18 protein-coding genes, 1 tRNA gene and 2 pseudogenes are annotated in these 21,027 nt (G+C 71.6%); 12 read left to right on the top strand and 9 right to left on the bottom strand.

What is annotated here, in order from left to right; all coding sequences use genetic code 11:
• Positions 1–44 precede the first annotated feature (44 nt).
• Positions 45–1,595 (top strand): hypothetical protein, encoded by a 1,551-nt coding sequence (locus tag ACRVYW_RS01570; RefSeq protein WP_431801031.1) that lies wholly within the window; start codon positions 45–47, stop codon positions 1,593–1,595.
• 95 nt (positions 1,596–1,690) lie between these two features.
• Here the strand turns inward: ACRVYW_RS01570 and ACRVYW_RS01575 are convergent, their stop codons facing one another.
• A complete protein-coding gene (locus tag ACRVYW_RS01575) occupies positions 1,691–2,464 on the bottom strand; it encodes a hypothetical protein (RefSeq protein WP_431801033.1) in 774 nt (257 codons plus the stop codon).
• 123 nt (positions 2,465–2,587) lie between these two features.
• On the opposite strand from ACRVYW_RS01575, the gene ACRVYW_RS01580 reads away from it, so the two are divergent.
• Positions 2,588–4,621, top strand: coding sequence for a DUF262 domain-containing protein (locus tag ACRVYW_RS01580; RefSeq protein WP_431801035.1), 2,034 nt, complete (start codon positions 2,588–2,590; stop codon positions 4,619–4,621).
• 50 nt (positions 4,622–4,671) lie between these two features.
• On the top strand, positions 4,672–6,219 hold the full coding sequence (locus ACRVYW_RS01585; protein WP_431801037.1) for a diacylglycerol kinase family protein: 1,548 nt from the start codon (positions 4,672–4,674) through the stop codon (positions 6,217–6,219).
• On the opposite strand, the gene ACRVYW_RS01590 is transcribed toward ACRVYW_RS01585, so the two are convergent.
• On the bottom strand, positions 6,191–6,889 hold the full coding sequence (locus ACRVYW_RS01590; RefSeq protein WP_431801039.1) for a phosphatase PAP2 family protein: 699 nt from the start codon (positions 6,887–6,889) through the stop codon (positions 6,191–6,193). The genes ACRVYW_RS01585 and ACRVYW_RS01590 overlap by 29 nt on opposite strands.
• Positions 6,890–6,973: 84 nt before the next feature.
• On the opposite strand from ACRVYW_RS01590, the pseudogene ACRVYW_RS01595 reads away from it, so the two are divergent.
• Both ACRVYW_RS01595 and ACRVYW_RS01600 read left to right on the top strand, forming a co-directional pair.
• Positions 6,974–8,284 (top strand): annotated as a pseudogene (locus ACRVYW_RS01595) (acyl-CoA dehydrogenase family protein); the annotation flags it as partial.
• A gap of 118 nt (positions 8,285–8,402) precedes the next feature.
• Entirely contained in the window at positions 8,403–8,756 is a 354-nt protein-coding gene (locus tag ACRVYW_RS01600) for an acyl-CoA dehydrogenase C-terminal domain-containing protein (protein ID WP_431801727.1), read from the top strand.
• Between the two features lie 49 nt (positions 8,757–8,805).
• Here the strand turns inward: ACRVYW_RS01600 and ACRVYW_RS01605 are convergent.
• Positions 8,806–8,877 (bottom strand) — tRNA-Gln (locus ACRVYW_RS01605).
• A 160-nt stretch (positions 8,878–9,037) separates the two neighbouring features.
• Between ACRVYW_RS01605 and ACRVYW_RS01610 the strand changes: the two genes are divergently transcribed.
• The gene (locus ACRVYW_RS01610) at positions 9,038–9,577 is read left to right on the top strand and encodes a hypothetical protein (RefSeq protein ID WP_431801041.1); all 540 of its coding nucleotides are present in this window, start codon (positions 9,038–9,040) and stop codon (positions 9,575–9,577) included.
• 49 nt (positions 9,578–9,626) lie between these two features.
• Here the strand turns inward: ACRVYW_RS01610 and gltX are convergent, their stop codons facing one another.
• The 4 genes from gltX to ACRVYW_RS01630 form a co-directional block, all read right to left on the bottom strand.
• A complete protein-coding gene (gltX, locus tag ACRVYW_RS01615; RefSeq protein ID WP_431801043.1) occupies positions 9,627–11,141 on the bottom strand; it encodes a glutamate--tRNA ligase in 1,515 nt (504 codons plus the stop codon).
• A gap of 63 nt (positions 11,142–11,204) precedes the next feature.
• Entirely contained in the window at positions 11,205–11,843 is a 639-nt protein-coding gene (locus ACRVYW_RS01620) for a class I SAM-dependent methyltransferase (RefSeq protein WP_431801045.1), read from the bottom strand.
• Positions 11,837–11,983, bottom strand: coding sequence for a hypothetical protein (locus tag ACRVYW_RS01625; protein WP_431801047.1), 147 nt, complete (start codon positions 11,981–11,983; stop codon positions 11,837–11,839). Before ACRVYW_RS01625 ends, ACRVYW_RS01620 begins: the two co-directional genes overlap by 7 nt.
• A 35-nt stretch (positions 11,984–12,018) precedes the next feature.
• Positions 12,019–12,951 (bottom strand): LysR family transcriptional regulator, encoded by a 933-nt coding sequence (locus ACRVYW_RS01630; RefSeq protein ID WP_431801049.1) that lies wholly within the window; start codon positions 12,949–12,951, stop codon positions 12,019–12,021.
• Between the two features lie 79 nt (positions 12,952–13,030).
• Here ACRVYW_RS01630 and ACRVYW_RS01635 point away from each other — a divergent pair, with 79 nt between their 5' ends.
• The 6 genes and pseudogenes from ACRVYW_RS01635 (at position 13,031) to ACRVYW_RS01660 (ending at position 19,001) form a co-directional block, all read left to right on the top strand.
• Positions 13,031–14,086 (top strand): aminotransferase class V-fold PLP-dependent enzyme, encoded by a 1,056-nt coding sequence (locus tag ACRVYW_RS01635; RefSeq protein WP_431801050.1) that lies wholly within the window; start codon positions 13,031–13,033, stop codon positions 14,084–14,086.
• A gap of 51 nt (positions 14,087–14,137) precedes the next feature.
• Positions 14,138–15,415, top strand: coding sequence for a DUF222 domain-containing protein (locus ACRVYW_RS01640; RefSeq protein ID WP_431801052.1), 1,278 nt, complete (start codon positions 14,138–14,140; stop codon positions 15,413–15,415).
• 15 nt (positions 15,416–15,430) lie between these two features.
• A pseudogene (locus tag ACRVYW_RS01645) lies at positions 15,431–15,580 on the top strand (SDR family oxidoreductase); the annotation flags it as partial.
• 135 nt (positions 15,581–15,715) lie between these two features.
• Positions 15,716–17,290, top strand: a complete 1,575-nt coding sequence (locus tag ACRVYW_RS01650; RefSeq protein WP_431801054.1) for an N-acyl-D-amino-acid deacylase family protein — start codon at positions 15,716–15,718, stop codon at positions 17,288–17,290.
• Positions 17,291–17,313: 23 nt separating this feature from the next.
• Positions 17,314–17,724, top strand: a complete 411-nt coding sequence (locus ACRVYW_RS01655; protein ID WP_431801056.1) for a RidA family protein — start codon at positions 17,314–17,316, stop codon at positions 17,722–17,724.
• Between the two features lie 2 nt (positions 17,725–17,726).
• The gene (locus tag ACRVYW_RS01660; RefSeq protein ID WP_431801058.1) at positions 17,727–19,001 is read left to right on the top strand and encodes an alanine racemase; all 1,275 of its coding nucleotides are present in this window, start codon (positions 17,727–17,729) and stop codon (positions 18,999–19,001) included.
• Positions 19,002–19,024: 23 nt separating this feature from the next.
• Here ACRVYW_RS01660 and ACRVYW_RS01665 read toward each other — a convergent pair whose 3' ends face one another.
• Together ACRVYW_RS01665 and ACRVYW_RS01670 are read right to left on the bottom strand one after the other, a co-directional pair.
• Positions 19,025–20,263 carry an MFS transporter gene (locus ACRVYW_RS01665; protein WP_431801060.1) on the bottom strand — a complete coding sequence of 413 codons (1,239 nt, stop codon included), beginning with the start codon at positions 20,261–20,263 and terminating at the stop codon, positions 19,025–19,027.
• The gene (locus tag ACRVYW_RS01670) at positions 20,260–21,027 is read right to left on the bottom strand and encodes a fumarylacetoacetate hydrolase family protein (RefSeq protein WP_431801062.1); all 768 of its coding nucleotides are present in this window, start codon (positions 21,025–21,027) and stop codon (positions 20,260–20,262) included. Before ACRVYW_RS01670 ends, ACRVYW_RS01665 begins: the two co-directional genes overlap by 4 nt.

Consider the following 21,027-nt stretch of genomic DNA (forward strand, 5'->3'; position numbering starts at 1 on the left):
CAGCACGCCTGCACTGTCGCAGGCGCGAGACAACGGAGTTCTCAATGACGAGTACCGGCACACACACCCACGGCGTGGGTATGCGCGTCGCGGTGATCGTGCTCAGCCTGCTGCTGGCCGCGATGACCGCACTGTTCCTGATCACCGCGGCGAAGCTCGACGACGGCGCGACGCGTCTCAACGACGGCGCCGCCAAGGCCGCCGACGGGTCGAAGTCGCTCGCCGTCGGGGCCGAGACCCTCGCCGGAGGCACCGACGACCTCGCGGCCGGGGCCGACAAACTCGAAGCCGGCGCGGCCGCAGCGTCGACGGGTGCGACGACCCTGTCGACCGGCGCCGACAGCGCCGCGACGGGTGCGCAGACCCTCGCGACGGGCGCGGGCACACTCGCGACCGGAGCCGAGACGGCCGCCACCGGCGCCGCCAAGGTGCGCGACGGCGCAGCATCCGCTGCCGCCGGCGCCTCAAAGCTCTCGGCAGGCGCGCAGAGCGCCGCGACGGGTGCGAGCGACCTCGCCACGGGCGCGAGCAAGGCGGCCGAGGGCGGCAGCCAGCTGTCGACCGGCGCGGGCAACCTCGCCGCCGGTGTGGTGGGTGCCGACACGTACACGCGTGGCGTACTCGAGAAGGTCAAGGGCTTCCAAGCGAAGGCCGAGGGTGCCGAGGCGCTGTTGAGGAGCAAGTTCCCCGCCGAAGCCGCACCGCTCGCGACCGAGGCGGGGGCATCCGCAGTGACAGCGAATGCGAATGCGGCCACGGCCGGTGCCGCAACCCTCCTGGCAGACCTCACCGCGGCGTCGACCAGCACGACGGTCGACTGGGCAACCCTTCAGCGGCAGGCAACTGTCCTGCAGGCTCAGGTGAACGCCATGTCGAGTCATGCGAAGGCCGCTCCGGGTCTCGCAGCGGGCCTCCAGCAGGCCATCGGCGGTTCCGAGCAGCTCGCGGACGGCGCGGCGCTGGTGACCGGCGGAGTGTCGAACATCATCAACGGTGACGCCGCCTTCGGGTGGCCGGGGACCGTGGCTCTCGCCGACAAGGAGAAGGGTGCGCCTTATCTCGCCGCGAAGGCTTCGGAGCTCTCGCAGGGCCTGAACACCCTTAGCGCCGGAGCATCCAAGCTCGCGGGCGGCACGAGCGAGCTCGCCGCAGGTGCGGGCAGCCTCGCGACGGGCACGCAGACCCTCTCGACCGGCGCGCTGTCGCTCAGCTCGGGGACGCAGAACCTCGCCACCGGCGCGGGCAACCTCTCGGCCGGCGCGACCTCGCTCGCCGAGGGCACGCAGAAGCTCGCCGAGGGCGCCGGCTCCCTGAAGACGGGTCTCACCGACCTGTCGACCGGGTCGACCGACCTCTCCGACGGCGCGACGCTCCTGGCCGACGGTTCGGACAAGCTCTTCGCGGGCGCCCAGACCCTGTCGTCGGGCAACTCCGAGATCGCCGCGGGTACGACCGAGCTGAAGTCGGGCACGTCCGGCCTCACGCCGATGGTCCTTCCCTGGATCTTCGGGACGCTCATCGTCGCGCTGATCGCCGGGGCCGCCTGGGCCGCGCACCGCGTGTCGAGCCGCAACCGCGCGTACGCGACCGCGTAAGCGAGGCGCCTCGCACAAGAGAAAAGAAGAAGAGGGTCCCCGCCGATCGGCCGGGACCCTCTTCCTCGTCGTGCTTTCGTCGCGACGGTGAGGCGTCAGGCCTCGCTCATGACGTTGACCTCGCGCTGACCGCGCGCCGCGAGAGCGGCGGCGCGGGCGGCGATGCGACGCTCCTGCTCGACCTGGCCGGCGTCGAGGACCTCCTGGTCGACGGGGAACGACTCGACACGGTTCACACCGTGGTACTTCTCGATGTAGGCATCCAGCTCCGGGCCCGACTCCCACGAGGTGATCAGGCAGTAGCGGGGCTCGTCGCCCGGATGGGTGGCGGCGTGCCACAGACGCTGCGTGTCGACGATCAGCTGGGCGCCGGCCGGCAGCGCGATGCGCGTCTCCTCGCTCGGGTCGGTGCGGTTCTCGCGCAGCACGAAGTAGCTCGTCTTGTCGTCGGTGAGGTTGAAGAAGCCGCGCACGACCCAGCCGGTGCCGTCGGGGTTCAGACGGTTGTTGTCGTCCTGGTGCAGGTTGTAGAGGCAGTCGGCGTACGTGTTCGGCTGCAGCTCGATGATGCGGCAGCGGCCGACGTTCGCACCCGGCTCGAGCGCGCGCTCGGTGAGGGTCGGGGCGATGGCGGTCTGCGAGTCGATCCAGACGCCGTCCTTGTCGGTGCGCGGCGGTTTGTGGTTCCAGAAGCCGTTGCACTCGATCTCGCCCTTGGCGGACGCGAGCGGAGCGAAACGCGTGTCGCCGGAGGACTTCCAGTCGACGTACTCGACGTCGAGCCACTCCTTCGGATCGATCGGCTTGTTGTACATGTCGAGGACGACGTAACCCGTCTCCTCCAGAGCGGCGCTCTTGATGTAGCCCATGGGGGTTGACCTTTCCGTCGGGCGAGCGAAGTTTTTACAGGCCCGACTTAGGCCAGCCTACCTAGGCGTTCTCGTGGCGCCGATAGACTCGTGCGGGGTTTTCGAGGAGTGATTCCAACGAGTATGAGCAACGCCACGAACGTCGACGCGACCGCAGTGGGCACGATCGGGTGGCTCTCGGCATCCGACACGACGATCGTCGTCCCCGTCTACCAGCGCCAGTACCGATGGGACATCGGGGCCTGCGAACAGCTTCTCAAGGACGTGCGCGCGGTCTCGTCGGCCGAGCCCGGCGACACGCACTTCCTCGGCTCGATCCTGTCCACGGCATCCGCCGACGACAGCGACGACGCGCAGCTCGTCCTCATCGACGGCCAGCAGCGCATCACGACTCTGATGCTGCTCGTCGCCGCCCTCCACCACACGCTCCGCATCGACGATCCGGCGCTCGCGAGAGAGCTCCAGCGCGTGCTGGTGCGCGCCGACGACCCGACGCGCACGAAGCTGCGCCCGCACGAGGCGTGGGCGGAGGTCTTCGAGGACGTCGTCCTCGACCGGCGCCCGGCCGACGGGGGTCCTCGCGAGTCGCGCTTCGACGACAACTACGCGTTTTTCCGCAGTCAGATCCGCCCCGACGAGGCCGCACTCATCTGGCAGGGCCTCCAACGCCTCGAGCACGTCTCCATCACTCTCGGGCGCGGCGCGAACGCCCAGCAGACCTTCGAGAGCCTGAACTCCACCGGGGCGCCGCTGCGAGATCATGAACTCATCCACAACTACGTGCTGATGGGCCTCACGCACGCGCAGCAGACGGCGATCGAACACGACTACTGGATGCCGATCGAGCGCGCGACGGGCGAGCAGATCGGCTCGTTCTGGCGGCACTACCTCGTGATGCTGACCGGTCGCGAAGTCACGATCCCCGGTGCCCGCGGCGTGTACGACGCGTTCCGCGAGCAGTTCCCGCGCCTCGGCTTCGACACGCTGCAGACGCAGGCGGCGCAGTGGCGCGAGTACGCCGAGATCTACGGGGCGCTCCTAGACCCGACGACGGTGGAGGATGCCGGCATCGCCCGCGCCTTCGCCCAGCTCGGCACTTTCGGCCGCGGAATGTACCCCCTCGTCATGCGCCTGTACCGCGACCAGCGGCACGGCGTCCTCGACCGCGCCGAACTGCTGACCTCGCTCGACCACCTGCAGTCGCTGCTGCTGCGCCGGACGGTGCTGGGGCTGTCGACCGAGCGCCTCGTGGCGCGCCTGTGCCGCGCGGCCGATGGAGGCCGCGACGACCTCGTGCGCGCGATCGCCCGCATCACCCCGTCGGATGAGCGCACGCGCGTGGGGCTCAAGTACGGAGCACTCCCCCACACGGCGTACGTGCTCGGACGCCTGGCGGACGTCGCACCCGACGCACCGACCGGTGCCGATCTCGTCGTCGAGCACGTCGTTCCCCTCGCGCCCTCGGACGACTGGTCGCCCGGCGGCGGCGAACGCTGGGCCGACCTCTCCGACGATGAGCAGAACAGCTTCCGCGCCCTCGCAGCGACCCTCGGCAACCTCACGCTGCTCGACGAGCCCACCGCCGACCGCGTGTTCGAGGCGTCGTATCCCGCCAAGCGGGCCGCGTACGCGCAGAGCCCGCTCGCGATGACGCGGGAGATCGCGGATGCCGACCGGTGGAGCACCGCCGCGATCGCCGCGCGCACCGCCGAGCTCACGACCTTGTTCCTGTCGGTCTGGCCGCGGCCGGCGGTCGTCAGCATCGACGACGACAACCTCACCCCGATCCTCGACGCGCGCGTGCGCCGCGGGTGGCCGCGCGGCTGGGAGCGCGAGTTCGACTACGTCGAGTTCCGCGGCGAGCACTGGGAGGTGAAGGACATCCGGTACCTCTTCCACCGCATCTTCCAGCGGCTGTGGGCGGAATCGGAGGCATCCCGTCAGGCCGTCGTCGACTTCAGCGCGCGCCGCGGCGGACCGGTCTACCCGGAGATGGCGTGGAACGGTCATTGGGACGAGATCGCACCCGGTCGGTACCTCTACCTCGGCTGGGATTCGCGCTACATGCTCTCGGCCGTGCAGGGCGTGCTCCGCGAAGCGGGCTGGGATTCCGAGGTCTTCCTCAAGTACAGCTACATCGGCGACGCGATGGCGTAACGGTGCGGCGCGCTTGCCCGGTACCGCCGCACGCGGATAGAACGGAGCACATGGCCCGCGCATCGGCGAAACGCTCCGTCTCCACCCTGTCACCCGAAGACGCGCGACGCTGGCGAGGGGTTCGGCGCCAGGTGAATGCCCTCGACACGGCGATCTACGATGCCGTGGCGAACACGAAGAGCCCCCTCCTCGACGCGACGATGCCGGTGCTGACGCGTGCGGCGGACAAGTCGAAGCTGTGGATCGTGATCGCCGGCATCCTCGCCCTCACCGGTCGTCCACGCGCGCAGCGCGGCGCCGTCCGCGGGCTCATCTCGATCGCGATCACGAGCCTCGTCGCGAACCAGGTCTCCAAGCGCATCCACCGTCGCCCCCGGCCACCGATCACGCAGGTCCCGGTCCAGCGACTCGCGCACCGCATCCCGACGTCCACCTCGTTCCCGAGCGGTCACTCCGCGAGCGCGATGGCGTTCGCGGCGGGCGCGTCGGCGGAGTGGCCGGTGCTGTCGGTGCCGCTGCGGGTGCTCGCGAGTCTCGTCGGCTTCTCCCGCGTCGCCACGGGAGCGCACTATCCCTCCGACGTCCTCGCGGGCTTCGCGCTCGGCGAGACCATCGCGTGGCTCACGACGAAGGTCGTCCCCGTCGAGCACGTCGACGCCACCCTCGACGACCTCACCGTCCGCGCCGGAAAGCCCACCGCCGACGGCGAGGGCATCACGCTCGTCATCAACCCGCAGTCCGGCTCCGGCCGGGCGGGGAAGATCCTTCCCGAGGTCCGCAAGGCGTTCCCGAAGATGCGCATCGTCGAACTCGGCGGCGAAGGCTCGGGCCGCGACTACGGCGAGACGATCGACGAGGCGGCGACGACCTGCGACGTGCTCGCCGTCGCGGGCGGCGACGGCACGGTGCAGCGCGCCGCGTCGGCCGCGATGAGCCAAGGCATCCCGCTCGCGGTCTTCCCCGCGGGAACCTTCAACCACTTCGCGAAGGACCTCGGGATGTACCCGCTCAAGACGGCCATCGAGGCGATCCACGCGGGAACGGTCGCCAAGGTCGACCTCGGCGAGGTCAACGGCAAGATCTTCGTCAATACGGCGTCCGTCGGGGCATATACCGACTTCGTCGCGATCCGCGAGAAGTACGAGCACCGCATCGGCAAGCCGCTCGCCGCCGTCTACGCCGCCATGAAGACCCTCGGCCGGGCGAAGGCCGTGCACGTGCGCGTCAAGGACCTCGACGGTCAGCCGGTCGACGCGCGCTTCAGCCTCATGTTCATCGGCAACGGGCGCTACGAGCCGCGCGGCTTCGCGCCGGTGCACCGCGCGACCCTCGACGACAGCCGTCTCGACCTCCGCGTACTGGGCGTGACTCGGTTGGCGTCCCGCGCCCGGGTGATCCTCGACATGTTCACGGGACGCGTCGCCCGCAACAAGCGCTACCAGCAGTTCTCGGATGCCGAGTACGAGATGGAACTGCCCGACGGGCCGTACCGGATCGCGCGCGACGGAGAGCTCGGCGAGGAGATCGATCATCTGAGCGCGAAGGTCCTCCCCCGCGCCCTCACCGTCATCACGCCGGCGCGTCGGAAGAAGCGCTGACCCGGCGCCAGAGGCTCCATACGACCGTCACCCACACGACGCCGAGACTCGCGCCGGCGGCGACGTCGCTCAGATAGTGCACCGCGAGCGCGACACGCGCCGTGCAGACGAGGACGACCGCGGCGACGGCCACGACGGCGACGACCCCTCGCACGCGCTCCGACCCGGCGGCGGCGAGGGCGATCGCGAAGCCTGCGGCCGCCGTGACGGCGAACGCGTGCGACGACGGGAACGACGACTGCAGCGCATCGACGAGAGCCCCGGTAGGGCGGGGCCGATCGACGATGGCCTTGACGGCGACGGGCACGAGCCCGCCGACGAGGACAGCTGCCGCGGCGACGACGAGGTCGGCGGATGGCCGGGAGGGGGCGAGCGTCGCGGTGCGCCGCGCCCGGGACCTCACCGCCCAGGAAATCGTCGCCCACAGCAGCACGCCCAGCGCCACGATGCGGAAGGCTCCCGGTCCGAGGACGAGCGAGATCGTCACCCACAGCGGCGTCCACCACGGGTACGCGAGGCCCCGCTCGGCACCCCAGACCGACACCGTGAGGTCGACCGAGCGCAGCGGCGTCCAGTCGGTCACGACCGCGACGAGGATCACGGTGAACAGCGCTGCGGCCACCGCGCCGACCACCACGGCGCGACGCGGCGGTGCGGCGGCATTCGGCATCCTCCACGTCTACCAGAAGACACGCCCGAAGACGCGCCTGCACGAGCCGCGCGGCGCGGAGGGGATGCCTGACACCATGAGGCAGTGGGCACCATCCTCTCCCGCGATGACCTCGACTTCCTCCTGTTCGACTGGCTCGATGTCACGTCGTTGACGTCCCGTCCGCGCTTCGCCGAGCACTCGCGGGAGACCTTCGACGAGTTCCTCACGGTGTCGGAGCAGCTCGCGGAGCGCGAGTTCGCGCCGCACAACGCGCTCAGCGACCGCAACGAGCCGACGTTCGACGGCGAGCGGGTGACGATCATCCCCGAGGTCAAGCGCGCGCTGGACGCGTACGCGGACGCGGGTCTCATCGGCGCGGCGCTCGACGAGCGCGTCGGCGGGCTGCAGCTGCCGAAGACGGTCGAGCGCGCCTGCCAGATGTGGTTCCAGGCGGCCAACACCGCAACGGCCGCCTACCCGCTGCTGACGGTCGGCGCGGCGAACCTGCTCGTGGCGCACGCGTCGCCGGAACTCGTCGACCGGTATGTCCCGGCGCTCGCCGAGGGACGTTTCTTCGGCGTCATGTGTCTGTCGGAGCCGGATGTCGGCTCGTCGCTCGGCGACGTGACGACACGCGCCGTGCCCCAGGGCGACGGCACCCACCGCGTCTTCGGCACGAAGATGTGGATCTCGGGCGGCGAGCACGACATGGCCGAGAACATCGTTTCGCTCGTCCTCGCCCGCTACGACGGCGGCCCCCGCGGGGTGCGCGGACTTTCGCTGTACGTCGTGCCGAAGTATCTGCTGGATGCCGGCGGCGACCCGTCCGAGCGGAACGCCATCGAGCTTGTGGGCGTCAACCACAAGATGGGCTACCGCGGCACCGTCAACACGGTGCTGCAGTTCGGCGGCGACGTCCACCGTCCCGGCGGCGCGCCGGGCGCCGTCGGTTACCTGATCGGCGAGGAGGGCAAGGGGCTCGCCTACATGTTCCACATGATGAACGAGGCGCGCGTCGGCGTCGGCGCGGGTGCGGCCGCTCTCGGGATGACGAGCCACCTGCACGCGGTCGCGTACGCTCGCGAACGCACGCAGGGTCGGCTGGCCGGCCAGGACCCCGCGAGCGCGATGGTGCCGCTCATCCGCCATGCCGACGTGCGGCGCATGCTGCTCGCGTCGAAGGCGTACGCCGAAGGTGCGGTCGCCCTGGTGATGTACGGAGCGCGCCTGCTCGATGACGAGCTGACCGCCGAAACGTCGGAGGAGCGCGCCGCCGCGGCGCTGCTGCTCGACGCCCTCACCCCGATCATCAAGAGCTGGCCCTCGCAGTGGTGCCTCGTCGCCAACGACCTCGCGATCCAGGTGCACGGCGGCTACGGATACACCAGGGAGTTCCCCGTCGAGCAGTTCTACCGCGACAACCGGCTGAACCCCATCCACGAGGGCACGTTCGGCATCCAGGCCCGCGACCTGCTGGGCCGCAAGGTCGCGCAGGGCGGCGGGGCGGGCCTCCGGGGCGATCACGTCCGCGATCCGGGCCACCCTCTCCCGCGCCGCGCGCGAGCATGCCGCCGACGCGGCGCGGCTCGAGGAGCTCGTCGCGCGCGCCGAGGTCGTGACGGCGGAGGTGCTCGCGGTCGACGACCCGGAGGCGAGGCTCGCCGACTCCGCGGCTTACCTCGAGGCGATGGGGCACCTCGTCGTCGCCTGGCTGTGGCTCGACCTCATCACGACCCTGGACGGCCGAGAGGATGCCTTCGCCGAGGGCAAACGCGCGGCGTGCTCCTACTTCTTCGCCTACGAGGTGCCGAAGATCGCTCCGCTGTTCGATGTCGTCGCGGCGCGCTCGCGGCTGCTGGTCGACCTCGACGACAGCGTGCTCTGAGCGCTTCCGGGAACGAGAAAACCCCCGCTCAGGCGGGGGTTTCATCTCGCTGGGGTACCTGGACTCGAACCAAGAACAACTGAACCAGAATCAGCCGTGTTGCCAATTACACCATACCCCAAGGGGGTCAGACCGAAGTCGTACCGAGGGTCAAGCTTAGCCCACCCGTCAGAGGTCGCCAAACCGGCCCGGTCCGGGCGCGTCGGCATCCATGCCCCTGCCGGTACCGGCATGCGGCGGACGCCTTGCGCCCCCGCACGCGGCTCGACCACACTGAACGGGTGACCGTCGCCCGTTCTCTCGCCATCGCCGCCGTCGTCGTCGCGGCGACGCTGAGCCTGAGCGCGTGCGACGGAACGTCCGCGCCCGTCGATGCGTCGCCGAGCGAGACGCCCGCCGCTCCCGCGACCGAGTCGACGCCCACCGGAGAGGATGGCGACGCCGCCGCCGACTCCGGCTGCACCGACGCGATGCTGTCGTTCATGGACCAGAACGGGTACGCCGACCCGACACCGGCCGACGTCGCCGACTTCTCCCTGCCCGAGGCGGGTCCGACATCCGTCGAGCCGGCCTGCTACGTCGCCGACGACATCGGCGGCGCCGTGCGTAAGGGCGCGATCTACACCGGCGACACCGACGCGGCGATGGCCTCGATCCGCGAGACCCTCGACGCCGCGGGATACGCGCAGTCCGACGCGTACGGCGCCTACGTCTGGTGGCTCGGCGGCGACGGCCCGACCACTGCCACCTACGCGGTGGGCGCCGGGCCCACCGATATCGGCGGCGAGCCCGTCGTCTGGATGACCTGGGCAACCCAGTAAGGCGCGACGCCGACCCCCGGCAAGCGAGAGGTGCGGCACCGCACCGAGATCAGCCGATCTTCTGGACGAGCGCGCCGACCCGCCGGATCGACTCCTCCTTGCCGAGCAGTTCCATCGACTCGAACAGCGGCGGCGAGACGCGCCGACCGCTGATGGCGACCCGGAGCGGCCCGTACGCGACCCGCGGCTTGAGCTTCAGATCGTCGATGAGCGCCTTCTGCAGCTCAGCTTGGATCGCGGCGGCCGTGAAGTCCTGCGCGGGTACCAGCTCCAGCGCGCCGGCGGAGGCGACGAGGATCGGTCCTGCGTTCTCCGGCAGGCTCGCGAGGGCATCCTCCTCGTAGACGACCTCGTCGCGGAAGAGGAACCCGAGGAGCCCGACCGACTCCCCCAGCAGCTGCATGCGCTCCTGAACGAGAGGGGCTGCGGCATCCAGCGTCTTCTGCTGATCGGGCGTCGGCGGCGTCTCGACGAGGGCCGCGGCGGCGAGATAGGGAACGAGGCGTGAGGCGAAGTCGGATGCCTCGAGCATGCGGATGTGGTCGCCGTTGATCGACTCGGCCTTCTTCTGGTCGAAGCGGGCCGGGTTGGGGTTCACGTCGGCGATGTCGAACGCCGCGATGAACTCCTCGAGGGTGAACACGTCACGGTCGGGCGCGATCGACCAGCCGAGGAGGGCCAGGTAGTTGAGGAGCCCCTCGTGGATGAAGCCCTTCTCGCGCTGCAGGAAGAGGTCAGCCTTCGGGTCGCGCTTGGAGAGCTTCTTGGTCCCCGTCTCGCCCAGCACGAGGGGCATGTGCCCGAAGCGCGGCAGGAAGTCGGTGACGCCCGCGTCGATGAGCGCCGTATACAGCGCGAGCTGACGCGCGGTGGAGGGCATGAGGTCCTCGCCGCGGATCACATGCGTGATGCCCATGAGCGCGTCATCGACCGGGTTCGTGAACGTGTAGAGCGGCTGCCCGCCCGCGCGCACGACGACGAAGTCGGGGAACGATCCCGCGGGGAAGGTCACCTCGCCGCGGATGAGGTCGACGTAGGTGAGGTCGTGATCGGGCACGCGCAGGCGCCACGCGGGCTCACGCCCCTCCGCGCGGAAGGCGGCTTCCTGCTCGTCGGTGAGGTCGCGGTCGTAGTTGTCGTAGCCGAGCTGGCGGGCGCGGCCGGCCGCGTCGTTGCGCGCGTCGATCTCTTCGCCCGTTGAGTACGACTCGTAGACCGCACCCGAGGCGATGAGCTTCTCGAGCACCTCGGCGTAGATGGGGCCGCGCTGCGACTGCCGGTACGGCTCGTGCGGCCCGCCCTTTTCGACGCCCTCGTCCCAGTCGATCTCGAGCCAGGTGAGCGCGTCGACGAGCTGGCGGTAGCTCTCCTCGCTGTCACGGGCGGCGTCGGTGTCTTCGACGCGGAAGATCAGCTTGCCGCCGGTGTGCCGCGCGTACCCCCAGTTGTAGAGGGCGGTGCGCACCATCCCGACGTGCGGCAGCCCCGTCGGCGAGGGGCAGAAGCGCACGCGGACGTCGCTGCCGGAGGCGGTGGTGGTTCGGGGATCGATCGCTGCAGACATCCTCACCAGTCTAGTTCTCGGGCCGCCGCCGCACGGGGCGCGGCGATGTCGATGCGCGCGTGTTCACCGTGTGCCGATCGCGAGGATCGCGTCGTGCGGAAGGGCGAGAAGGCCGGATGCCTCGACGCGCGCGTCGGTCTCGCGCTCGAACGCGGCGCGCATGCGCTCCTGCGCGGCGGGGTCGACGCGCCGGTAGAGGTTGCCGATCGTCGCGATGCCGCCCTCGACCGCGTGCCACAGGACGCCGGGCGCGACCTCCCACATCCACGCGGGCCTGGTCGTCTGCACGTCTGTGAGCGATGCCGCGGCGAGGAGCGCCGCGAGGCCCTCCTCCGTCCGCGGGAAGTCGTGCTCGGGAGGCAGCGCGTTCGCGAAGGGCGGCGCGCCCGCGGCACCCGCCATCGCCTCCCAGACGGGACGGAGGGGGCTCGCGCCGGTCGGCCAGATCGTGACCGCGACCACACCGCCCGCCCGCGTCACGCGGGCGAGTTCCCGCACCGAGGCGCGCGGGTCGGCGACGTGGTTCACGACGAAGTTCGCCGCGACGACGTCGAACGAGCCGTCGTCGTATGGGAGGTGCGGTACCGATGCCGCCGCGACCTCGAGGTCGGGATGGGCGGCGCGCAGGACCGCGCGCATGGATGCCTCGGGCTCCGTGGCCCGCACGTCGTAGCCGCGGGCACGCGCCGCGTCGGTCAGCACGCCGGATCCGGCGCCGACATCGAGGAACGCTCCCCCGGCGACGCGCGCGCGACGGCATCCAGAAGCGGCGCGACCGCGCCCGCCGTCAGCTGCGCGAACGACACGGCGTACGCCTGGCCCGTCCCATCCCATTCCGACACGGGCTGAGACTATCGGGAGGGACTATCGGGGCGGACTATCGGGATGCCGCGAGCACCGCCCCGAGCGCGTCGAGCGCCGCGCCCAGCGACGGCACGCGCTCCGCGCCCTGCGCCGTGACGACGTGGAGGCGTCGGGCCTCGGCGGCGGGGAGCGGTGCGGTGACGATGCCGGGCAGCAGCGGGAACGACTCCACCGCCATGCGCGGCAGCGTCGCGACGCCGATGCCCTGAGCGACGAGACCCTCGACGGCGGCGACGTTGTCGGTCTCGAAGCCGATGCGCGGGGCGAATCCCGCGCGTTCGCAGAGCTCTAGGAGGTGTCCGCGGCAGCGCGGGCAGCCGGCGATCCAGGTTTCGTCCGCCAGCTCGGCGAGATCGCCCACCGCCCCGTGCCCGCTCGGGAGGACGAGCATGAGGTCGTCGCGACCGGCACTGCGCACCGAGAGACCGCGTGCGCTCGACCGGTGCGGGTCGTCGCGGTCACCGGGGTAGCTGAAGGTCAGGGCGATGTCTGCGCGGTCCTCGCGGATCGCCTCGACGGCCTCGGGCGGCTCGGCCTCGACGAAGGTCAGCGTCAGCCCAGGATGAGAGGCCGCGAGGGCGGCGATCAGGCGCGGCACGATCACGGGAGACGCGGACGGGAACGCGACGAGGCGCACGACGCCCGTCCGCAGGCCCCGCAGCTGCGCGAGCTCCTCCGCCGCCGCGTCGACCGCGAGCGCGACGGTCGGAGCGTGCTTCGCGAGCACGCGCCCCGCTTCGGTCAAGCGCACGCCGCGCCCGACGCGCTCGACGACGGCCACACCGAGACGCTGCTCGAGCCGCCGCACGTGCTGACTGATCGCGGGCTGGCTGTAGCCGAGGCTGTCGGCAGCGCCCGTGATGGACCCCGTGTCGGCGATCGCGCGGACGATGCGGAGGCTCTGCAGGTCGAGATCGAGAGGGAGGTCGTGCGAGGCATCCGGCATCCATTCATCATCGCACCGCATGTGTTTCATGCGATACCTGCCGTAGACGTATGAGTGTCCATCAGCGACCGTGGATGCCGTGATCACCACCCTCGCCCCCGATCCCCTGCTCGACCTCCGCGCCGAGTTCGCGGACGCGGCCGGCTACCTCGCCGCCTGCACGGTCGGTCTGCCGATGGCTGGCACGCGCGCCGCGGTCGCCGCGGACCTGGCCGGTCGCCCGGACGTCACGGCGTACTCGCGCGCCGTCGAGGCGTCGCGCGCGTCCTTCGCGTCGCTCGTCGGCGTCGACGCCGCGCGTGTCGCGATCGGGTCGCAGACCTCCGTGCAGGTCGGTCTGCTCGCGGCGGCGCTTCCCGACGGCTCCGAAGTGCTCGTGCCCGAGGACGAGTTCTCGTCGCTCGTGCTGCCGTTCGTGCACGCGGGACGCGGCATCCGGGTGCGGACCGCTCCCCTCGCTTCGCTCGCAGCAGCCGTGACCCCCGACACCGCACTCGTGGCGTTCTCGCTCGTACAGTCGGGGTCGGGAGAGGTCGCCCACCTGGGCGCGATCTGCGCGGCGGCCGCCCGCGTCGGGGCGCGCACGGTGTGCGATGCGACGCAGGCCGTCGGTTGGATGCCGGTGGATGCCACGCGCGTCGACGCGCTGCTCTGCCACGCGTACAAGTGGCTGTGCTGCCCGCGCGGGGTCGCGTTCCTGACCCTCCGCGAGGACTACGCCCGATCGCTCCGCCCCGTGCAGGCCGGCTGGTACGCGGGCGATGACCCCTGGTCGTCGTGCTACGGCGGCGACGCCGACCTCGCGGGGTGCGCGCGCCGCTTCGACGTGTCACCGGCCTGGCAGGCGTTCGTCGGGGCGCGGCCGGCGCTCGCGGCGTTCGCCGCCGCCGACCTCCACACGGTGCACGCGCACGTGACGGAGCTCGCGGCATCCTTCCGCGCCCGCCTGGGCCTTCCCGTCCCCGCGCTGCCGAGCGCGATCGTGACCTGGCCGGATGCCTCGGGCTGCGACCTCGCGCGCCTCACCGCGGCGGGAATCGTCGCGTCGGGGCGCAACGGGCGCGCACGGGTGGCGTTCCACGTCTTCAACGACGCGGACGACGTCGACCGGGCGGCGCGAGCGCTCGGCAGTTAGGTTCCGGAGTCGCGGAAGGCGATGTCGGACCCCCCGAGTAGCGTCGGGGGTATGGATCAGGTCGAGACGGTCACCGCCGAAGAGGCGATGGGGTACGTTCTCGATGCGCTCACGCCGAGCCGCATGACCGAGAACCAGGCGGCCGCTCGCCTGGCGTCGGGCATCGCGGGCGCGCTCGATTTCGCGACGCGCAATCCGCACATCTACACGACGGACGACGGCGACGACGGAGAGCGCGCGGCCGAGCGCGCGGCGTTGCTCGAGATCACGCTGCGCCTGCGCATCGCCGAGGGCCGACTCCGCGATCTCGCGCACGTCGCTCGCACGGCCGACGCGTCGCTTCCGCTGCTGTGGCAGCGGGCACGTGACGGGTTCGCCCCGTTCGCGCTGGTCGAGGCGACGACCGACGCCCTGCTGCGGTTGCGTCCGCGATACGGCGCCGACGAGGCGGAACTCACGGCCTCGCGCGCGGCGATCGCGCTCGTCGATCAGCAGACGTCCGACTGGGTACTCTCGCTCACGGCAGGGGCGTTCCGACGGAGGCTCCGGACGCTCGTCGACCGCCTCGACCCGCACACGATGACGGAACGGCATGCCGATGCCCGCGTGAGTCGTCGGGTGATCGTCGACGACCCCGAGGACGGGATGGCGTGGGTGCACGTGCTCGTCCCCGCGATCGAGGCGATCGCGATCAAGCGGCGCCTCAGGAGCACGGCGAAGAACGTGCAGAAGGATGGGCGCGACGGGCGCTCGCGCGATCAGATCCGCGCCGACCTCGCCTCGGCGTGGCTGCGCGGCGAAGGAACGCCGGCAGCGACGAAGGTGAAGGTGTTCGTGACGGTGCCCGTGGGACTGCTCGGCGGGAGAAGGGGCGACGCGCACGGGCACTGCGCGCTGTGCGGCGGATCGGGACTCGCAGAGCACGCGCGCATCGTCGGCGGACCCGACCTCGACCCGTTCACGGCGGCACAGCTCTTCCTCGACGCCGACGCGTACCACCGGCTCATCGTCGACCCCGTACGGAGCGTGCCCGTCGACCTCGACCGTCGCAGCTATCGGCCGAGCCGCGCACAGCGCGATCTCCTGGTGCTGCGGCACGGCACGTGCGCGCGCGACGGCTGCGACCGACTCGCCGCGGACTGCGACGTCGACCACATCATCGAATGGGCGCGGGGCGGTCCGACCGACCTCCGACAGCTCCGGCCGCTCTGCCCGCCCGAACACAGCTTGCGACACGGCACGCGGATCTGGTTCCGATCGAGACCCGACGGATCGGTCGAGGTACGCACACCGACAGGCTTCGTCAGCGAGTCGCCACCTCCGTTCTGACGCGCTGTCCGCACGCGCGACGCCCTCACGGTCGCGCAGCCGCTCGGACGCCTCGGCAGGCCCGACGACATCGCTGCACTCGTGTCGTTCCTCATCTCCCCCGGAGGTCGTTGGGTGTCGGGGCAGCTGATCCACGCCGACGGCGGGTTCTCGGCCCGCTACTGAGCGCGTCCTCCGGCCCGACGGCGCGCGCCGCTCGCTAGGATCGAGGGGATCGCACGGGCGTCCCGCGTGCGATGTCCGCATCGCGGGCGAGGTGCAGCGGGACCACGCCCCGCGAAACCCTTCGAAAGCGCCGCCGTGACCTCCTCCCCCCGCCTCGTCGTCCGCGGCGGCGTGCTCGTGGACGGCACCGGCGCCGACCCGCGACCCGCCGATCTCGCGATCGAGGGCGGCCGCATCGTCGAGGCGGGGCACGTCAGCGCCGCATCCGGCGACGACATCCTCGATGCCACGGGACGGCTCGTCTTCCCGGGGCTCATCGACGCGCACTCCCACGCCGACGGAGCCGTCTTCCGGCCCGACGTGCAGCTCGCGCTCCTCCGACAGGGCGTCACGACCGTCATCGCCGGCCAAGACGGCGTGTCGTACGCTCCCGGCGACGGCGTCTGGGCATCCCGCTATTTCGCCGCGATCAACGGACCGCACCCGACCTTCCGCGGCGGGTCCGTCGCCGACCTCCTCGCGACGTACGACGATGCCACGCCCCTCGACGTCGGCTACCTCGTGCCCGCCGGCACCGTCCGGCACGCCGTCATGGGGATGGATGCCGGACGGCCGAACCGCGAACAGCTCGCCGCGATGGTCGACCTCGTCGAGGCGGGTCTGCGCGAGGGGGCGCTGGGTCTGTCGACAGGCCTCGACTACGTTCCCGGCCTCTTCGCCGACGCGACCGAGCTCGCCGCCCTGTGCGAGCCGGTCGCGGCGGCAGGCGGACTCCACGTCACGCACATGCGCGGCGGCTACGAGACGAACACCGCCGCCGGCCTCGCGGAGATCGCCGAGATCTGCCGCCGCAGCGGCGTCCGGGCGCACGTATCGCACTACCACGTAGAAGCCGCGGCCGGACGGCGGCTGCTCGACGACCTCGCCGCGACGGGCGCCGACATCAGCTTCGACATGTACCCGTACACGCGCGGGTGCACCCTCGTCGCGATGGCGCTCCTCCCGCCGGAGTACAGCGCCCACTCGGTCGATGAGGCGACCACGCTCCTCGCCGACCCCCTCGAACGTCGGCGCCTGCGCACCGGCTGGTTTCCCCTCGTCGCGCTGAAGCCGAGCCTCGGCCCGGAGTGGCCGACGATGGTCACGGTCGCCCACGCGCCCGCGACCCCCGACGCCCCGGGGCTCACGCTCGCCGCGCTCGCCGAGCGCCGCGGCGTCGACGTCGAAGACGCGACCCTCGATCTCCTGATCGAGACCCGTCTCGAGGTGAGCGCGGTGATGGCGGTGCGCGACGAGCGCCCCGTCGAGAACCTCGCGCACCTGTTCGCGCACCCCGCGCACACGGGCGGCTCGGACGGCATCTTCATCGGTGACGTTCCGCACCCACGCGCGTGGGGCACGTTCGCGCGGCTTCTCGGGACCTTCGTGCGTGAGACACGAGCCTTCTCGTGGGCCGGTGCGGCGCAGCACCTCGCCGCGCGTCCCGCCGCGCGGTTCGGACTGCACGATCGCGGCATCCTGGTCCCGGGCCGCCGCGCCGACGTCGTGCTCGTCGACCCCGACACCGTCGCCGACACCGCCACCTACGCCGAGCCGACCTCCCTCGCCGTCGGCATCGACGACGTGCTCGTCGCGGGCTTCCCCGTGCTCGCCGGCGGCGCCCTCACCGACGCCTCCCCCGGCCGGGCGGCCCGCCCCGCCCCGCTCTGACCACCCACCGAAAGGAACATCCCATGCCCCGCACCGCCGTCACCATCCCGAACGCCCCCGTCCCGGCGGGTCCCTACAGCCACGGCGTCGTCGCCGGCGGCTTCCTGTTCACCGCCGGTTTCGGTCCGCAGGACCCGGCGACCGGCCAGGTCGTTCCCGGCGGCGTCTACGAGCAGACGCAGCAGGTGCTCCGGAACATCCAGAACGTCCTCGCCACGAGCGGCGCGACGATGGACGATGTCGTCAAGGTGACGGCGCACCTCGAGCACCTCGACCGCGACTTCGCGGAGTACAACCGCGCCTACGCCGAGTTCTTCACGGCGCCCTACCCGGTGCGGACGACGGTCGGCTCGCGCCTCGCGGACATCCTTGTCGAGATCGACGTCGTCGCGAAGCTCCCCGAGCAGTCCGGCGAGACGACCACCGGCGCCTGAGCATGACCTGGCAGCGCACGCCCACCGGCCGCATCCTCCGCGCCGAGGACAAGGCGCTGCCCGCGTGGGCTGCGGGCACGGCGGCCGAGGACTTCCTCGCCCGCCGCCCGCGCCTGTCCGATCTCTGGACCCCCGCACTCGTCCTCGACGAATCGGCTCTGGCCGGGAACGTCGCGTTCCTCGCCGACTGGATCGCCGGGCGCGGCCTCGAACTCATGCCGCACGGCAAGACGACGATGGCGCCGCAGCTGTGGCGCTGGCAGCTAGATGCCGGAGCCACCGCGATCACCCTCGCGACACCTTGGCAGGTGCGGACCGCGCGCGCCGCCGGCATCCACGACATCATGCTCGCGAACCAGCTCATCGACGAGGCCGCGGCAACCGCCCTGGCCCACGACCTGCAGGAGAACGGCGGGCGCCTCTGGACGTGGGTCGACGACCCGGCCGCCGTCGACCTGCTCGCCGATGTCGCCGCGCAGCCCGAGCTCGGCGGCTACACGACGTTCGACGTGCTCGTCGAGCTCGGACGGCCCGGCGGGCGCACCGGAGCGCGGAGCGTCGACGCCGCCCTCGCCCTCGCGGCGCGCGTGCTCAACACCCCCTGCGTCCGCCTCGCCGGCGTCGCCGGGTACGAGGGCGCGATCGCCCACGGACGGTCGGACGACGCGCTGACGGATGCCGGAGAGTTCGTCCGCGACCTCGTCGCGCTGCACGAATCGCTCCTGCCCGCCTACGACGATGCCGACGACGCGATCGTGACCGCCGGGGGCAGCGCCTTCCCCGACGTCGTCGCCGACGTGCTCGCGGAGGCCGCCGCGCGGCTCCCCGGCCGGTTCGTCATCCGCTCGGGCGCATCCCTCATCCACGACGAGGGCTACTACCGGTCGGTGTCGCCCTTCGAGGGCGCCGGGCTCCGCCCCGCCGCGCGCGCCGTCGCCCGCGTGGTGTCGGCGCCCGAGCCGGGCCTCGCCCTCCTCGACGCCGGAAAGCGCGACGTGCCGTACGACCTCGATCTGCCCGTCCCGCTCGCGCTCAGCCGCTCCGGAGGCCCCTGGCAACCCCTCGAGGGCGAGATCGACGCCGTCAACGACCAGCACGCGTTCCTCCGCACGACGGACCCCGGCGCGGCCGGCCCCGCCGTCGCCGTCGGCGACCGGGTGCTTCTCGGACTCTCGCACCCGTGCACGATGTTCGACAAGTGGCGCCTCATCCCCGTGGTCGATGACCTGTCCGCAGCAGACCCCGTGGTCGTCGGGCTCGTCGAGACGCGGTTCTGACCGCCCGCTCCGCCTCGCGCGGCCTACGCCTCGCGCACGGCCAGCACCCGTGCGTACGGCGCGAGCACCGACACCGCGACGACGACGAGGAGCGCGACGAGGGCGAGTCCCCCGTAGCCGATCCACGCGAGGACGACGCCCGCGAGCACTGACCCGACGGCGGCGCTGAAGGTCATGATCGTGTCGCTGAGGCCCTGCCGTTTCGGGCGGAGCGCGGTCAGCGTGCTCTCGGTGAGAAGAGCCGCTCCCGACACCGTAGCCGCACTCCAGCCCGCTCCCAGCAGGAACAGCGCGACGAGCACCGTCCACTGCGAGTCGGGGGCGACCGCCGCGAGGACGAGGGCCGCGGCGAGCAGAGCCTGCCCGAGCAGGATCGTCGCGATGCGCCCCCACCGGTCGGCGAGCATGCCGAACAGCGGTGAGAGGCCGTACATACCGAAGACGTGCAGGGCGATCGTCGTCCCGACGACGAGTGTCACGTGGTCGGGCGCGAGATGCGCGAGGTGCACGGGCGTCATCGCCATGACGGATGCCATCACAACGTGCGACCCGGCGACGGCGAAGATCGCGTAGCGCGCCGTCAACGGGCGGTCGGTTTCGACGATGTGCTCCCGGCGCGCTTCGCCGCCCCGCGCGAGGCGCTGCGCCACGAGCAGCGGGTCGGGCCGGAGCGCGATGACGTAGAGCACGAACGCAGCGACCTGCGCCACGATCGAGTAGGCGTAGGCGCCGGTGAGCGGCGGCATGCCGATCGCCTGCCCGAGCGCCTCGCCGGGCGTCAGCAGGAGCGGCCCCAGCACACCGCCGACCGTCGTGGCCCAGACGACGACGCCGAGGTCGCGGGCGCGGCGGTTCGAGACCGCGAGGTCGGTCGCGGCGAAGCGCGACTGCAGGTTGCCCGCGTTCCCCGCCCCGATGAGGATGACGCCGACGAGGAGCAGCGGGAAGACACGCAGCGCCGCCGCCGTGATGACGACAGCGATGCCGACGAGCGCGAAGAGGTTCCCCAGCGTGAGCGCCACCCGCCGTCCGCGGCGCGCGGCGAGGCGGGCGAGCGGAATGGCGCAGAACGACGCGCCGAGCGTGACGGATGCCGTCGCGAGGCCCGACAGCGCGTCCTGCCCCGACAGGTCGGCCGCGAGCAACGCCCCGAGCGACACGGTGGCCCCGAACGCGATCCCGCCGAGCACCTGACCGGCCGCGAGCACCCCGACGGTGCGGCGTTGGAGGGCGGCGACCTCGTCGGCGGTGGTGACGCTCACGCGTCGCGGACGGTGTTGCGGAGGATGCCGAGGCCCGTGATCTCCACCTCAACCACGTCGCCGGCGACGAACGGCCCGACGCCCGCGGGCGTACCGGCGAGGATCACGTCACCTGGGAGGAGCGTGAACGCGTGCGACGCGTACGAGATGAACGACGCCACGTCGTGCACCATCTCGCCGAGCGTGCCGTCCTGGCGCACCTCATCGTTCACCCGCGTGACGATCCGTACCTCGGGTGCGGGGTCGAACTCGGTCTCGATCGCGGGTCCCAGCGGGCAGAACGTGTCGAAGCCCTTCGCGCGCGCCCACTGACCGTCGGTCTTCTGAAGATCGCGCGCCGTCACGTCGTTGCCGATGGTGTAGCCGAAGACGTAGTCCAAGGCATCCTCGGCCGAAACGTTCTTCGCGACGCGGCCGATGACGGCGGCGAGCTCGCCCTCGTAATCAGTGCGCTCCGACTCGCTGGGTCGCACGATGGCGTCACCCGGGCCGATGACCGACGTGTTGGGCTTCAGGAACATCATCGGCGCCTCGGGCACGGCGTTGCCGAGCTCGGCGGCGTGATCGCGATAGTTCCGGGCGATGCCGATGATCTTCGAGCGCGGGATGACGGGTGCGAGCAACGCGATCTCGCCGAGCGGGATGCGCTCCCCCGTCGTCTCGAATCCCGCGAACATCGGGTCGCCGGCGAGAACGACGATCTCGCCCTCGTCGACGATGCCGTAGCGGATGGCGTCCTGGTGGCTGAAGCGCGCGATCCGCAT

Origin of the sequence: Microbacterium sp. bgisy203, from assembly GCF_965345155.1 — a bacterium.
Classification (GTDB): Bacteria; Actinomycetota; Actinomycetes; order Actinomycetales; family Microbacteriaceae; genus Microbacterium.

Coding starts and splice junctions, on each gene's coding strand:
- ACRVYW_RS01570 (WP_431801031.1), top strand. CDS start 45: ATGACGAGTACCGGCACACACACCCACGGCGTGGGTATGCGCGTCGCG.
- ACRVYW_RS01575 (WP_431801033.1), bottom strand. CDS start 2,464: ATGGGCTACATCAAGAGCGCCGCTCTGGAGGAGACGGGTTACGTCGTC.
- ACRVYW_RS01580 (WP_431801035.1), top strand. CDS start 2,588: ATGAGCAACGCCACGAACGTCGACGCGACCGCAGTGGGCACGATCGGG.
- ACRVYW_RS01585 (WP_431801037.1), top strand. CDS start 4,672: ATGGCCCGCGCATCGGCGAAACGCTCCGTCTCCACCCTGTCACCCGAA.
- ACRVYW_RS01590 (WP_431801039.1), bottom strand. CDS start 6,889: ATGCCGAATGCCGCCGCACCGCCGCGTCGCGCCGTGGTGGTCGGCGCG.
- gltX (WP_431801043.1), bottom strand. CDS start 11,141: ATGTCTGCAGCGATCGATCCCCGAACCACCACCGCCTCCGGCAGCGAC.
- ACRVYW_RS01630 (WP_431801049.1), bottom strand. CDS start 12,951: ATGCCGGATGCCTCGCACGACCTCCCTCTCGATCTCGACCTGCAGAGC.
- ACRVYW_RS01640 (WP_431801052.1), top strand. CDS start 14,138: ATGGATCAGGTCGAGACGGTCACCGCCGAAGAGGCGATGGGGTACGTT.
- ACRVYW_RS01655 (WP_431801056.1), top strand. CDS start 17,314: ATGCCCCGCACCGCCGTCACCATCCCGAACGCCCCCGTCCCGGCGGGT.
- ACRVYW_RS01660 (WP_431801058.1), top strand. CDS start 17,727: ATGACCTGGCAGCGCACGCCCACCGGCCGCATCCTCCGCGCCGAGGAC.
- ACRVYW_RS01670 (WP_431801062.1), bottom strand. CDS start 21,027: ATGCGGATCGCGCGCTTCAGCCACCAGGACGCCATCCGCTACGGCATC.